Origin of the sequence: Variimorphobacter saccharofermentans (assembly GCF_014174405.1) — a bacterium.
Taxonomy (GTDB): domain Bacteria; phylum Bacillota; class Clostridia; order Lachnospirales; family Lachnospiraceae; genus Mobilitalea; species Mobilitalea saccharofermentans.
Genome location: NZ_JACEGA010000001.1, coordinates 1,515,940 through 1,530,368 on the forward strand (window position 1 = coordinate 1,515,940; position 14,429 = coordinate 1,530,368).

The window sequence follows — 14,429 nt, forward strand, 5'->3', positions numbered from 1 at the left end:
ATTCTGATGAAGATGCAGTCAAAACCGTTAATGAGATATTGAGATACAGTTCTATCTGGCTATCAATCCGGGAATATATTCATAGCAAATATATTTGGAAGGAAATACAGGCCGGTCCGAACTGTATTTTTTTGATATTAATTAATAGAAATTTGATATTCTGGATGAAAGTGTTCCTTTATAATTTTACCATTCATTAAAAGGAGGAGTAAATAATATGACGAAGGAAGAAATATTTCAATTTATGAATGAAAATCCGGTTTTCTATTTAGCTTCAATGGATGGCGATCAGCCAAGAGTACGGGGAATGCTTCTATTCAGAGCGAATGAAGATGGGATAATCTTTCACACTTCGGCTCAGAAGGATGTATATGCTCAAATAAGAAATAATCCGAAGGCAGAACTCTGCTTTTTTGGGAATGGAATGCAAATAAGGGTTACTGGAGAGTTAGAATATGTTCAGGATAATGAACTAAAAGAGGAAATATACAATCATCCATCCAGAAAATTCCTTCAGGTATGGAGAGAAAATGGCATTTCAGATGATATACTTCGTATTTTTAACTTGAGAAAAGCAACTGCTGTTATATGGACGATGGAGACTAATTTTGCAGAAAAGGTACCGATAAGCTTATTCTAATTTATAACGATAGGAAGTGCGCAAAGCGCACTTCCTATTATTAATCTAGCTCAGAGGAGCTACTTTTTTTGCCCAAATAGCGATGCCATGATCCGTCTTACCCGTAAGAATAATGGTTTCCTGATTCAATTCATGATCCCAGGCTGCGGAGGCAATAAGGTGTTCCCTTCGATCACCGTAAGTGATCACGACGGATTGATCGTTGTCCGCAGACCAGCTTCCCTGAATGGAACAGCATTCGTAATAGTGATCTTTATCCAGCTTCATGGGTACAGAACACTGTACTCCCTGGGGAAGAGAAGGAGTTAACTGAATTCGTTCATAATGACCGAGAAGTAATTCCTCAGGAATGGGCTGTGATATCTCACCGCTATAGGGTTCTGCGCTGGCAACCGGCCAGCCGTCCGGTGTCCAGAACATCTTACGAATCTGCATCGTAGAGGGTTCGGGAGTTCTTCTAAAGTTCTGTTCCCTTATATGGTATACGAGAAACCACTCACCGTCTGCGTTACGCAGTACGGAATTGTGTCCCGGTGCCATATATGGAACACCATCATTCCAGCGATATCCGCAAGCAATCATAAATCCAACTGAGTTATCTGAATCATCAATATCCGATAAATCTCTGCCGTTTATATCATGAAAGGGTCCTGTGATGGTTCTGCTTCGACCTACACGAATGTTGTAATCCGTTTTTAAGGAACCATAGGATACAAAAAGATAGTAGTAGCCTGTATCGGGATTATATATCATGTAGGGGCCTTCGATTGCTCCGCTCATCCATTGAGGACGTCTTGCAACACAGGTGCCTATGCCTTCTTCAGCTGCGAGGCCTGTTTCCCTGTCCAGAAGAAGCATATGACATCCGCCCCAGAAGGAGCCGTATAATAGGTACATCTCCCCGGTTGTAACATCGGTAATAATATTGGCATCAATGGCATTGACAGGTAATTGGTCCGAGGTTTTTAATACACAGCCTCTCGGAATAAATGGACCTTCTGGAGCTCAAATTGAAGTCAAAGAAGAGGCAACTGAGAACATAAAAGTAGATGCTGATTATAGCAATGCTGATTTGAAGGTATTCATTTTTGCTCAGGATCATGAAAAAGCCGTATACCAGTCTTTGATTGATAGATTTACAGAAAGTACCGGAGCAAAGGTAACATTTGAAGTTACCACTTCAGATGAGTATAATCAGAAGATGCTTGCTAATAAGGCAGCTGGAGATATGCCTGACATATTCTATGTAGGACCTGAAGCGGTAGCCAGCTATGTAGATGATGGCTTTGTTCAACCTCTTGATAATTTAGTAGATACATCAGTAGTCAATGATCTTTGGGGTTCTGTAGGCAATGCTTATCGTTACGACGGTAAGGTTGCTGGTACTGGTGAAGGTTCCTTATACTGCTTACCGAAGGATTTCTCAACCTTTGCTTTTGCTTACAACAAGGATATATTTGATGCGGCAGGCGTAGCTTACCCGGATCCTGCAAATCCTTATACCTGGGAAGAATTCGTTGAAGTATGTAAAGCTCTGACCAAGGATACGGATGGCGATGGTGAAATCGATCAATGGGGTACTGCAAATGCATTCCAATGGGCTTTTGATGCATTTCTTTACACCAATGGAGGACATTTCCTTAACGATGATTATACAAAGGTAGTGATTGACGGACAGCAGGAATTCATCGATGCATTCCAGTTCTTTGCAGACTTGACATGCAAGTATAAAGTAACTCCTACCGTAGAACAGGATACTGCTCTTGGTGGATACCAGAGATGGTTAGATGGACAGATTGGTTTCTATGCATGTGGTACCTGGGATGTTGGTGCATTCATGGATAAGAATACCTTCCCTTATAACTGGGGTCTCTGCGGATGGCCTACAGGTAAGACTGGTGTGTCTATGACACGTAATGGTTCTGTTGGTTTCGCAATTTCTTCAGATACGAAATATCCTGAAGCAGCTGCAGCATTAATCACCCTGTTCTCCACAGATCTGGAAGGCCAGAGAGTACTCTCCGGTGAGACAACAGGAGCTTCCTTACAGATCCCGAATATCATGAGCTATGCTAAGGGAGATTTCAAAGCGAAAATTGCTGATGGAACTATTCCTTACGGTGATAATGTAGATGTAATCTTCAATTACATTGAAGGAACTGATAAATACCAAGGTATTTTTGTTGAAACAAATTATACCTATAATGCTGACTGGTGGTCCACATTCTTAGGTGGCGGTTATGAATACGTATTAACCGGAGAGAAGACAGCAGCTGAGTACTGTGCTGAAATTCAGCCTGCAATGCAGGAAGCACTCGATGCAGCGAATGAATTAAAAGCGGCAGCACAACAATAATTATAGAAGCAATCATTGACAGGTAATCTAAAGTAACCCTGTGGCACAGGTGTTGTCACAGGGTACTTTATACTTACATCGAAATTCGGATTTTGTGGTGAAGAAAGGGTGATACCGTGAATAATGTGAGTGGTAAAAGGAAAAAGATGAAATTATCTGCAATGGCAAAAAGAGAGGAAAAGTGGGCACTTATTTTTGTTGCTGCTCCCGTGATTGGTTTTTTGTTATTTATGGCATATCCAATTATTTTTGCCTTTTTTACTAGTCTTACAACATGGAATGGGGCAAAAGGACTTGCCGGGATGTTGGACAGGTTTTGTGGATTTGATAACTATATAAAGTTATTTGGCGATGCAAAGTTCTGGAAAACTTTACTGACAACAACGATTTACTTAATCGGAATTCCAATTGGTATGATTTTAGGTTTGTTACTAGCAATGGGAATGAATCGTAAAATTCCCGGAGTGAGAGTGCTACGTACGATGTACTATGTTCCAGTAATCTCATCCCTGGTTGCAGTATCGATTCTGTGGGCATGGGTTTACAATTATGATTATGGTTTATTGAATGTGATAATAAAGAGCCTGACAGGATTACATGGACCGAACTGGTTAGGTGATGAAGTATTAATTAAGGTCTCGATGATTATTTTCATGGTGTGGAAGGGACTAGGTACTTCAATCATCTTGTATCTTGCAGGTCTTCAAAATATACCTCGTTCTTATTATGAGGCCGCTATGGTGGATGGTGCCAACGGATTTCAGAAATTTAAAAACATTACATTACCGTTATTGTCTCCGGTTACCTTTTATATCATGATTACAACCTTAATCGGTGGTTTCCAGGTATTCGTAGAGGTTCAGGTTATGACAACAAACGGTGGTATTGGCTACAGTGCAGCGACGATGGTTTACTACTTGTATCAGAAAGCATTCGAAAGCTATCAGCTTGGTTATGCAAGTGCAATCGCAATTATTCTGGCATTAATCATCTTTGTGATTACCGCAATTAATTTCTGGGGTCAGGATAAATGGGTTAAAACCATAGACTAGGAGGAATATCATGGCTAAAAAAAATAAAGATATCGCTTCATCTGCCGTTGTAACGAAGAAGGAGAAGACTATTAATATCATCGTTTTTATACTGCTTTTATGCGGCGCTTTTATCATGGTTTTTCCCTTCTTTTACATGGTGATGACGTCATTTATGACGAAAAATCAGATATTATCGGGTCAGTTAAGGATAATTCCGAACCCATGGGTTTGGGGAAAATATAAGGAAGTACTTAATAAAGGTAATTTTATCGCCGGAATATTAAATACGATTAAGGTGGAAATCCCCGTATTGCTGATTGGTGGTTTTACCTCATCTTTAGCGGCATTTTCTTTTGCGAAAATGAACTTCCGTGGAAAAAATGCTATTTTCCTCTTGTTACTGGCAACTATCATGATACCCTTTGCCGTTATCATGATACCCCAATATGTTATGTTCACAAGATTAAAATGGACGGATAGTCTGCTACCGCTCATCATTCCGGCATGCTTTGGTAATATAAGTATGATATTCTTCTTGCGCCAAAATCTCGGAAGTATTCCGAATGAATTAATGGATGCTGCCAAGCTGGATGGCTGCGGCTTCTTCAGAACCTTTTTACAGATTTTCTTCCCTTTGATGAAAGGCGCAGTTGGAACTCAGCTCACATTATGGTTTATGGGTATTTGGAATGATTATCTGGCTCCCACTATTTTCTTACGTAGTGAAGCAAACTGGACATTACAGGTAGTAATCCGTTCATTTAACACATATTATGCGATACAGAGTGACTATGCTTTGATAATGGCTGCCTCTGTTATAGCAATGATTCCAACCATTATATTATTCTTCTGCTTCCAGAAGGTAATTATCGAATCGGTTGCAATTAGTGGTATTAAATAAAATCTATAATGTAGTAAATAGCAAATAATGAAATAAGAAATAAGGAAAACAGAAAATGTTTTATGATACAGAATGGAGGGTATTATGTCAGAATCACCAGTAATTGCATTTCTTAATAAAATGACAGATTTGATTTTGCTGAATTTGATGTGGCTGATTACTTGCCTTCCAATTGTTACAATAGGAGCAGCTACAACGGCGATGTATTATACGAATATCATATCCATACGTCAAGGCGATGGCTATGTAGTAAAACGATATTTCAAAAGCTTTCGTGACAACTTTAAGCAAGCAACAATCCTGTGGCTTCTTGTATTATTATTGGGTGGAATCATGGCATTTGATTTGTTCTATTGGTATACCCTGGGTACAATGCTTGGTAAAGTTATGTTTTGCTTAAGTGCGGTTGTAGCATTTTTTATGTTTATTATTTTGCTTTATGTATTTCCTGTACTGGCGAAGTTTGATAATTGCATGAAAAGTACGATTAAAACAGCAGCGGCATTTGCTGTAGGATATTTACCTTATACAGCAATCCTGACAGTAATTACAATCCTGTTTATATATTTCAATGTTGTTTCCATCGTAATGAATGCAATTTCACTTTTTGCTGGCTTTGCAGTACTTGCATATGTTAAATCCTTTTTCTTATATAAGGTTTTTATGAATCATATGGATGAAAGATATGATGATTTCTATTCGGATCAAGAAGAATAGGAATTTCTTTATAAGTTCAACATCGTAATCTCACAAGAAAATTAGCGAAGGAATGAAAAAATGGAAAAACTAGACTTAAGAAAACCTTGGATAATGCAGAGAGCAGATCCATATGTTTATTTACACATCGATGGGTACTATTATTTTACAGCAAGTTTACCGGATTACAATGGGATTGCATTGCGAAAGTCAAAGGACTTGGTTGCTCTGGCTGATGCAGAAGAGGTAATGATCTGGCATAAGCATGAGAGTGGCCCGATGAGCTTTCATATATGGGCTCCAGAACTTCATTATATCAATGGTGCATGGTATATCTATTTTGCAGCAGGAGAGAAAGAGGATATATGGAAGATACGTCCTTATGTATTGGAATGCCGGGATGGGGATCCGATCACTGGAACATGGGTTGAAAAAGGTATGATGCAATGTGCGGATGATGATGAGTTCTCATTCAGGGCATTTTCACTGGATGGTACGATCTTCGAGAATAAAGGAGTTTATTATTATGTTTGGGCTGAGAAGGTCGGTGTTGGGAAACAAATCTCCAATCTCTATATTGCTCAGATGGAAAGTCCAACTAAGCTCAAAACAGTACAGGTGCTGTTAACAACACCGGATTATGATTGGGAAAGATACGGCTTTTGGGTGAATGAAGCGCCTTCTGTAATTAAGCATGAGGGCAAGATTTATTTAACTTATTCCGCCAGTGATACCGGTATTAATTATTGCATGGGTATGTTAACGGTGGATGAGAATGCAGATCTTCTTGATCCGAAGGCATGGAAGAAGGAACGGTATCCGGTTTTAAAAACCGATGAGTCCCTTGGAATCTATGGCCCTGGACATAATTCCTTTACCTATGATAAGGATGGTAATCCAATGTTAGTTTATCATGCCAGAACGGAAAAAGAAATTGTGGGAAATCCGCTACATAATCCAAACAGGCATGCTATGTTGATGAAAATCACATGGGGAGATCATGGTGAACCAGTGTTCAAATACTAATAAATAAAGGAGTGCTGCATATTTTTTTGACAGGATGAAGGAACCTTTAGCCATCAAGAGAATTTATGCAGCATTCTCATTTATAAAGGGAGTAGGATCGTGCAAATGAGTAAACACGGAAAAATGTTTCGAGTTAAAAATACAGCTAAGACAAAGAAAGCTGATAAGACAATACAGAATGATACGATAAAAAATAACTTAATTCTAAAAACACTCAGAAAAGTGAAATCGATTTCTATGGGAAAAGAGAAAAAGATTATCTATTCCTTAATGAGGGTATTCTGTGTGTCCATCCTGTTAATCATTCTGTTAGGAGTTATTTCATACCGAATGGCATCAAGTGCGGTAATGAAGCGGTATGAGAATGCGGTAAGCAGTGCAAGCTCTTCCATGGAAACCTCATTGGAGCTTATCTGTGATTCTGTATCTTCCAAGGTGATTGAACTCTACATGAGTGATGATTTTAATACCTATTATGATAATAAATTTAGTGCTTCCGGTGCAGAAGCGGTTACCTTTACCACGCCGATATCAGATAAACTGATTAATTTAAAAGCAAGCATGAATTATATTAATTCATACTATGTCTTTGCAAAAACCGGCAGGAGCATTGTTTCTAATGTTAAAGGGCTTCCGGAAGGTTTTTATGATGATTATCTGGCATCGGACGAGGGCTCGGATTTTAACCCGAAAAAGACGAAAAATGCTTGGCGTGGTAATCATGTGTATATAGATAACCAGCTTGGTGTGAATAACAAAGATTATGTTCTAAGCTTTCTGATGCATTATTCCTTAAAGAAAAACAGCGGATTTGCGATTGTGGACATCAGCAGTAATTATATGAAAGAATTGTTTAGTGTTATGGAGTTTGGTGATAAGAGTATTACCGGTTTTGTTACTGCGGATGGACGGGAAGTACTGTATCAGGAAGAGATTGGTAAGGATCATAAGATTACCATGAACCAATACACTGGTGATAGCCTGCTCCTTAACAGTGATTATTACAATGAGGCTTGTGAAGAGAAGGTTTCTGGCAGTAAGTACGTTAATATAAATGGAAAAGCATATCTATTTGTGTATAACCCCGTGGGTAAGACAGGAATCATGGTATGTACTTTGGTTCCGAAGAGCACAATTGTCAGCGAGCTATCGGGTATCCGCAACATTACGGTCATTGTTGTCTTATTGGCATCGATTATTTCCCTTAGTGCAGGATATATCATATCCAAGGGTGTTAGTACGGTGTTAAACAAAACCTGTAATTCACTAGGAAGTGTGGCAAAAGGAGATCTGACACAGAAGTTTGAAACCTCCAGACGGGATGAATTTAGAAAGTTAACCAATAGTATGACAGAAATGCTACAGGGAATACGAAAGCTGGTAACGGATAATCAAAGATTTGGTACCACTGTCGCAGAGCTTTCCGATCATGTAGCAGTATCTTCACAGGACATTGAAGCATCTATGCATCAGGTGGCAGATTCCATGATTGCAGTTACGATGGATGTATCTAACCAGACTGAAGAGACAGAAAAAAGTGTTCTGCGTATGACAGACTTTTCGAATAAGATTAATGGTATCTTTGCTGAGTCGGAGAATATGGTTACCAAAACAAGTGATACCCTGGAAGCAGTTGAAAAAGGCCGTGATATTGTTGAGAATCTGCAGAAGAAATCAGAAGACACCTCAGCTATGACAGAGGTATTGATCAAGAATATCGAAGAAGTAGAAAAACAATCTGTAAACATTGAGGGAATCATTCAGACCATTGAAGATATCGCCAGTCAGACCAACCTGTTATCCTTGAATGCTTCCATCGAAGCAGCAAGAGCCGGGGAAAGTGGACGTGGATTTTCTGTGGTTGCGGAAGAAATACGTAAACTGGCTGATCAGTCTATGTCAGCCGGTAATAGTGTACGAAGAATTGTTAAATCAATCAAGGATACTACTGGCAAGACCAGTGAATCAGCGAAAAGAACGGAAGAATTTCTTGTAAATCAAACGAATGCCCTAAATGAAACAATCACGATGTTTGGTATTATCAATCAGCAGGTAGTTGAAATGGTGAACGGTATAAAGGGTATTCAGGAGAAAATGGATGATATGGTCACGGATAAAGAGGATATTGTTAACTCAATACAAAGTATCTACAATATAGCAGAAGAGGTAACTGCAAATGTGGAAACTGTATCAGGAGTAATTAGTGATCGTATGGTTCAGATAGGTTCCTTAACGGATAACGTAAAACGTTTGAATAGAGAAGCAGAAGAACTCGTGGAATCCATGAAAAACTTCACGGTATAGTATTTTTCGGGCTAGGGAATAATCTTTACAATAATAGAAGAGGCTGTTGATCATGTACCGGCAGGGACAATAACATGCCCTGTATTACATTTTCAACAGCCTTATATGATTAATCGCTCATTGATGAATGAGTACTTTATTCTGCAGGAGCAATCGGGCTATAGTTGAGCTTAACCTTAATATCCTGATTGTAATTACCAAAATTCTTTCCGTATATGGTTAATCCGCCCACATATTTTGAATCAGGATTTACAGACAGCTTAAACCGTATAGTACTTTTATCTGTGAGATTTAGATTGGAGATATTAACATCCGATATCTGTAAGCCATCAATAAAGGTACCTTTCTTGTTCACAACCAGAAGCTTTAATAGTCCATATTGATTCCAGTTAGGATACCACCAATCGGGGGTAAAGATACCCTTTACATCTCCAAAGTCTCCAGGGCTTGTCCAGGAACCGATAAAAATATCATTGATATAAAAGGAGATATCGGAAGGCCATACATCATTAACACCAGGAGCCTCCGATCCAAGCTCGGCAGAGATAGTGATCTTATCGATTTTCTGTGAATAGGGTATAAAATTAGGAATAATATATTCTACATAACCTTTTGTAAACCATAGAATATCCGCATTATAGCGATCTGGATGGGAAAAGTATCTTGTATCATCCACTTCACCGATTAATGCAGTGGATGAAGCAAGCCCACAGGTGGGATACACCTCATAACTTGAAAAATGTCCGATTTTAATATCAGTATTATAAGCATTAGTATTCTCTAGCTGAGATTCGAAATCAATCAATATTTTATCAAGGTGTACAGAGCATTTCTTCTGGTTGCCATGGCCGGCAGATTCAGAGGTAACAGTAACAATTCCACAATCCTCTAATTTCTTAATATGTCCGGTTAGCGCTCCATTGGTTATATTTAATTGCGAAGCTAGTTCATTCATGTTCATGCCGTTGCATTTAAGAAGAATCTTGATAATTTCCACTCTAACACTCGAACCCAATGCTTTAAAGATTTCTAAACCTTCATCCAATGATTTTATATGCAGCATAATGTACTCCTTTTAGTAGCACTAGAAACAATTTTACGAACTTATATAATTATAGCAATACAGATGTCAGAAATCAATATGTTTATTGATTAAATTTGACCAAAAAGCAAAATATTATATAAAAAGTTAAAGTATAATAAAAAATATACATTAATTACATCCATTCTTTACTATATGATTTGCTTACTCATATAAAATGGATATAAATGAATGAGAAAAGGATAGCTATATATCGGATATAATCAGGAACAAGTAGTTATATGTAATAGGTATAAGAAGGGGGCATCCCCATAGCGCAATACAATGAAATAATAGATGTCATTGTGATATACTCTTGGGTCAGCCCCTTACCATTAAATTAAATTTACAATAATTCTTTTACTTTACTTTCTACAATAAACATATCCTCCGTAGGTTCAAACCGTTCAACCACGTTCCCATTTCGATCTATTAAAAATTTAGTGAAATTCCACTTAATACTGGGATTGCTTTTATAGTTTGGATCTGCTTCGGATAACATCTTATGCAATACCGGAGTAAGCTCATGCTCTTCATCAAATCCGGCAAACCCTTTCTCACTGACAAGGTACTTATATAGAGGATGGGCATTCTCACCATTTACTTCGATTTTAGAGAAGATGGGGAATTTAACACCGTAATTGGAGTCGCAAAAGCTATAGATTTCGTCATCACTACCCGGAGCCTGATTGCCAAATTGATTACATGGAAAGTCAAGAATAACAAATCCCTCGGACTCATATTTTTCATACATATCTTCTAAAGCGTCATACTGTGGGGTAAAACCACATTGAGTGGCTGAATTAATAATTAATAATACTTTTCCCTTATAGTCAGATAGACTAATTTCTTCGCCATGTTTATTCTTTACTTTAAAATCGTATATTTTCATCATTACACCCTTAATAATACTTTATAACCGTATTATTTCCTTTCCTGTTAATTGAATGTGTACTGTTATAGTATTACAATATTTTACTCAATTTATATTATACCATTACTGTGAGGTGTTGTATAGGATGTATAGGATGTATAAGAAAAGTATTAGTTTGGTTATCAATGAAGAAGGACATGATGTATAATGAATCAACAGGGATTATAACTTCGCTCACATACGGACGGTATTACATTCTCCGGCGGTGTGTTATGATAAGTAATAATCCCTGTAATAACATAACTCGTTATATTCAAAAAGTGGAGCTCTACCTAAGCCTCCACTTTTTCTTCGTCTTCCTTTTTTAATAATATATGAATTTTATCAATTCGATTCTTATCAACAGCAGTAACAGTAAAGACGACGTTCTTGTCGGTTACGGTTTCGCCTTCTTCTGGAAGATGATCGAGAAGATAGATAATATGACCTGCTATAGAATCATAGTCATCGGATTCAATATTTAACCCAAGACCTTCATTGATTTCATCCAGCTTTGTATTACCATCAACGATGAATTCATTTTCGGATACCGCTTGAATGCTGTCTTCTTCGTCGTCATCATATTCATCACGGATTTCTCCCACGATTTCCTCTAATAAATCCTCAATTGTGATTAGTCCTGCAGTTGCACCGTATTCATCAAGTACAATGGCTAGAGGAATAGAATTTCTTCGCATTTCAATTAAAAGTTCAGAGGTCTTTTTATATTCATAGGTGAAATAAGGTTCCCTCATAATATCAAGGATATTGAAATTCTTAGTATCTCCATTATAAAAGAACACGTCCTTGAGATTAACAATACCGATTACGTTATCACGAGATTCAGAATATACTGGCATTCGGGTATATTTTTCTTCTGAAAAAGCCTGTACGAGTTCTTCATATGTGAAATCGGCATTGGCAAATGCCATATCAATTCTAGGAACCATGACATCCTTAGCTAATGAATCACCAAAATCAACTACATTGGTAATCATTCTGCGTTCTTCACTTTCAATAACGCCTTCCTCCTGGCTGAAATCCAAGATGGTTCGGAATTCATTCTCTGTTATGGCAGCGGATTTTGCAGAAGGGTCCATTCGAAAAAGTAATAATATACCGTTACAGATCTTATTCATGATGAAAATAATCGGTGTAAGCAATTTCGCAATAAAGTAAATTGGTCCGGCAACTCTAAGCGACAATTTCTCGGCATAAATCGTAGCCATTGATTTTGGAGTAATCTCTCCGAAGACCAAAATAAGAAAGGTTAATATACCTATTACAAGTCCAACCCATTTGCTATCGAAAAAATTCGTTGCCATAACGGTAGCTATGGAAGACGCCGAAATATTCACGATGTTGTTGCCGATTAATATTGCAGTCAACATTCTACCGGGATCTTCAATTAATTTGATAACTGTTTTGGCACCTCTTACATCATCGTCTGCCAAAGTTCGTATTCTAAGCTTATTCACCGTAGTGAGTGCTGTTTCTGAGCTTGAAAAGAAAGCGGATAGCAATAACAGAACAAACAATATAATCGGTTGCGCGGCATCACTGGGATCCAATAAATCATCTCCTAAAATTTACATAAACATAATTAGTATTTTACAACTTAACATATTACAGTATGGTAATCGCAATGTCAAGTTTTCGTGACATATTTCATGGATATTTCCTTACAGTTTATCCCAGACTAGCGGATCTTCAGGCTAAGATACGGAAATGAATGCGGGTAATAGGAAGCATAAACATTTAAAACATAAAAATATAAATGAAATATAGAAAAAGGTTTTAAATTCATTGATTTTTATTGTGAATTATAATAAAATGTTGTATGATTGGTTAGTAAAATATTATAGGATTAGGTTAACTGAATTATTCTTTAGCATACGAGACTCGGTTACCCAAGGAGGAAATGAATGAGAAAAAAGTCTCATATTTCACTTGCAAAGTACTTAATGAATAACATGCAAGTACAAGATCTGAATGAGCATAAGAAGGCTTTTTACATAGGAAGCATATTGCCAGACATTAAACCATCATTTATTACAAAAAGACATAACATTGATGAGACATTCGAGATACTGATTGATGAGATTAAAAAGATAACAGTTGATTATGATATTAATAAAGGAATTAACGGGTATTACGCAAGACATTTAGGAGTAATTACTCATTACCTATCAGATTATTGCACCTTCCCTCATAACACCATATTTGAAGGTAGTATGACGGAACACGTGATGTATGAAAAAGAACTAAAGGATTCTTTAAAGGAGTATTTAGAACGCGAGGATGTTATTAGAGAACGTAAGCAGATGGAAACACATCAATCAGTCGAAGATATTATCCATTTTATCAAGAGAACACATCAAGAGTATCTGAATGCAATAAAAGCTGTGAAAGAGGATATACAATATATTATTGAGATATGTTTTAAAGTAGTGGATGCAATCCTTGCTTTTTTTGAGAAGGCATTTGCTAAGTTAACGGAAGATATGAATAATAATACAATAATGGTAGAATATTCGAAAGCCTAATTACAGAAGAAGTGTACAGGCTTGTTGATATATACTTAATCCGATTATTATGAATAAGGTTCTAACAATGAATGTCATTGTTAGAACCTTTCCTATTATAATTTACAATCCAGAAAATATCTTTTCACCTTCTGTTTGTCAGATATCCAGTTATATTCTTGTAACTTATTGCATCATGGAGACGATATTGTCAATTATTTTAGTTTGTAATATAATGTAATATGAGAATAATAAACGATAAGTTCTCAGGTTAGGAAGTAAAATCAATGTTAATGGTTCGATTCTATATTAAGAATATTGATTATGATACTTTCGTTGATAAGCTAATGCCTTTCATTGAAAAATGGTTATTAGAAAAAGACAATATCTTTGCTGATGCTGTGAAAAAGCTTATAAGCAAAAGAGGTAGACCAACTACCTTTTCCAGAACACTGATTTCATTATTACCGAATAAGAATGAATTTACTGCATGGCTTGTTCCCCATTTTCAGGAAGTCCTGTTAGAGTATCTGAATACTCTGTTAATCGATAAAGGCATTATTGCTAAGATTACGGAACTCCATATAGATCATGTTATAAGAAAAAGAAGTAACCAAAGTGTACTTAAGCTGGAAGTGACCATAGCTTCTATCGATTATGAGAAAACAGCTGAGAATTTAGCGCCTATGCTAATGCAGAAGCTTGCTGGAACGGACACAAGGACAGGTCGTATAGTCAAGATGTTCTCTGAGAAAGAGGGACTATCGGGAAACATTGCACAGGCGGTAATTGGAGCGATACCGGAGGCGTATCGTGATGAGCTTCTGGCAGGGGTTTTATCAGAAGCGAAACAAGAAATAACAGAGATGGCGAACATTTTAATCGAAGAAAATGACCTGGTAGCTAGAATAAGTAACTTAAGTATTAAAAGTATATAATCCATATTACGTTAG

General features: G+C 37.2%; 13 protein-coding genes. 9 read left to right on the plus strand and 4 right to left on the minus strand.

Features of this window, described 5'->3' with window-relative positions; all coding sequences use genetic code 11:
- Positions 1-217 precede the first annotated feature (217 nt).
- Positions 218-640 carry a pyridoxamine 5'-phosphate oxidase family protein gene (locus H0486_RS06605; RefSeq protein ID WP_228352246.1) on the plus strand — a complete coding sequence of 141 codons (423 nt, stop codon included), beginning with the start codon at positions 218-220 and terminating at the stop codon, positions 638-640.
- A 45-nt stretch (positions 641-685) separates the two neighbouring features.
- Here the strand turns inward: H0486_RS06605 and H0486_RS18425 are convergent, their stop codons facing one another.
- Complete coding sequence (locus H0486_RS18425; protein ID WP_228354375.1) at positions 686-1,627, minus strand: glycoside hydrolase family 43 protein; 942 nt, start codon at positions 1,625-1,627, stop codon at positions 686-688.
- Here H0486_RS18425 and H0486_RS06615 point away from each other — a divergent pair.
- The 6 genes from H0486_RS06615 to H0486_RS06640 all read left to right on the plus strand — a co-directional run bounded on the left by H0486_RS06615 (position 1,575) and on the right by H0486_RS06640 (position 8,957).
- Positions 1,575-2,996 (plus strand): ABC transporter substrate-binding protein, encoded by a 1,422-nt coding sequence (locus H0486_RS06615; protein WP_228354376.1) that lies wholly within the window; start codon positions 1,575-1,577, stop codon positions 2,994-2,996. The two genes, H0486_RS18425 and H0486_RS06615, sit on opposite strands and share 53 nt — an antisense overlap.
- Before the next feature lie 116 nt (positions 2,997-3,112).
- A complete protein-coding gene (locus H0486_RS06620) occupies positions 3,113-4,048 on the plus strand; it encodes a carbohydrate ABC transporter permease (RefSeq protein ID WP_228352247.1) in 936 nt (311 codons plus the stop codon).
- Between the two features lie 10 nt (positions 4,049-4,058).
- Positions 4,059-4,931 (plus strand): carbohydrate ABC transporter permease, encoded by an 873-nt coding sequence (locus H0486_RS06625; RefSeq protein ID WP_228352248.1) that lies wholly within the window; start codon positions 4,059-4,061, stop codon positions 4,929-4,931.
- Between the two features lie 84 nt (positions 4,932-5,015).
- Complete coding sequence (locus H0486_RS06630; RefSeq protein WP_228352249.1) at positions 5,016-5,648, plus strand: YesL family protein; 633 nt, start codon at positions 5,016-5,018, stop codon at positions 5,646-5,648.
- Between the two features lie 60 nt (positions 5,649-5,708).
- Entirely contained in the window at positions 5,709-6,653 is a 945-nt protein-coding gene (locus tag H0486_RS06635) for a glycoside hydrolase family 43 protein (RefSeq protein WP_228352250.1), read from the plus strand.
- 105 nt (positions 6,654-6,758) lie between these two features.
- The gene (locus H0486_RS06640; RefSeq protein WP_228352251.1) at positions 6,759-8,957 is read left to right on the plus strand and encodes a methyl-accepting chemotaxis protein; all 2,199 of its coding nucleotides are present in this window, start codon (positions 6,759-6,761) and stop codon (positions 8,955-8,957) included.
- A 136-nt stretch (positions 8,958-9,093) separates the two neighbouring features.
- Here the strand turns inward: H0486_RS06640 and H0486_RS06645 are convergent, their stop codons facing one another.
- From H0486_RS06645 to H0486_RS06655, 3 genes are all read right to left on the minus strand, one after another.
- Entirely contained in the window at positions 9,094-10,020 is a 927-nt protein-coding gene (locus H0486_RS06645; protein WP_228352252.1) for an ArsR/SmtB family transcription factor, read from the minus strand.
- Between the two features lie 364 nt (positions 10,021-10,384).
- A complete protein-coding gene (locus H0486_RS06650; protein ID WP_228352253.1) occupies positions 10,385-10,930 on the minus strand; it encodes a glutathione peroxidase in 546 nt (181 codons plus the stop codon).
- 314 nt (positions 10,931-11,244) lie between these two features.
- Positions 11,245-12,522 (minus strand): HlyC/CorC family transporter, encoded by a 1,278-nt coding sequence (locus H0486_RS06655; RefSeq protein ID WP_228352254.1) that lies wholly within the window; start codon positions 12,520-12,522, stop codon positions 11,245-11,247.
- Positions 12,523-12,876: 354 nt separating this feature from the next.
- Between H0486_RS06655 and H0486_RS06660 the strand changes: the two genes are divergently transcribed.
- Together H0486_RS06660 and H0486_RS06665 are read left to right on the plus strand one after the other, a co-directional pair.
- Positions 12,877-13,497 carry a zinc dependent phospholipase C family protein gene (locus tag H0486_RS06660; RefSeq protein ID WP_228352255.1) on the plus strand — a complete coding sequence of 207 codons (621 nt, stop codon included), beginning with the start codon at positions 12,877-12,879 and terminating at the stop codon, positions 13,495-13,497.
- A 266-nt stretch (positions 13,498-13,763) separates the two neighbouring features.
- The gene (locus H0486_RS06665; RefSeq protein WP_228352256.1) at positions 13,764-14,414 is read left to right on the plus strand and encodes a hypothetical protein; all 651 of its coding nucleotides are present in this window, start codon (positions 13,764-13,766) and stop codon (positions 14,412-14,414) included.
- Positions 14,415-14,429: the final 15 nt, after the last annotated feature.

Excerpts from the sequence above, each read along its gene's own strand:
- H0486_RS06605 (WP_228352246.1), top strand. The coding sequence starts at position 218 with ATGACGAAGGAAGAAATATTTCAATTTATGAATGAAAATCCGGTTTTC.
- H0486_RS06645 (WP_228352252.1), bottom strand. The coding sequence starts at position 10,020 with ATGCTGCATATAAAATCATTGGATGAAGGTTTAGAAATCTTTAAAGCA.
- H0486_RS06640 (WP_228352251.1), top strand. The coding sequence starts at position 6,759 with ATGAGTAAACACGGAAAAATGTTTCGAGTTAAAAATACAGCTAAGACA.
- H0486_RS06650 (WP_228352253.1), bottom strand. The coding sequence starts at position 10,930 with ATGAAAATATACGATTTTAAAGTAAAGAATAAACATGGCGAAGAAATT.
- H0486_RS06660 (WP_228352255.1), top strand. The coding sequence starts at position 12,877 with ATGAGAAAAAAGTCTCATATTTCACTTGCAAAGTACTTAATGAATAAC.
- H0486_RS06625 (WP_228352248.1), top strand. The coding sequence starts at position 4,059 with ATGGCTAAAAAAAATAAAGATATCGCTTCATCTGCCGTTGTAACGAAG.
- H0486_RS06615 (WP_228354376.1), top strand. The coding sequence starts at position 1,575 with ATGGCATTGACAGGTAATTGGTCCGAGGTTTTTAATACACAGCCTCTC.
- H0486_RS06630 (WP_228352249.1), top strand. The coding sequence starts at position 5,016 with ATGTCAGAATCACCAGTAATTGCATTTCTTAATAAAATGACAGATTTG.
- H0486_RS06635 (WP_228352250.1), top strand. The coding sequence starts at position 5,709 with ATGGAAAAACTAGACTTAAGAAAACCTTGGATAATGCAGAGAGCAGAT.
- H0486_RS06665 (WP_228352256.1), top strand. The coding sequence starts at position 13,764 with ATGTTAATGGTTCGATTCTATATTAAGAATATTGATTATGATACTTTC.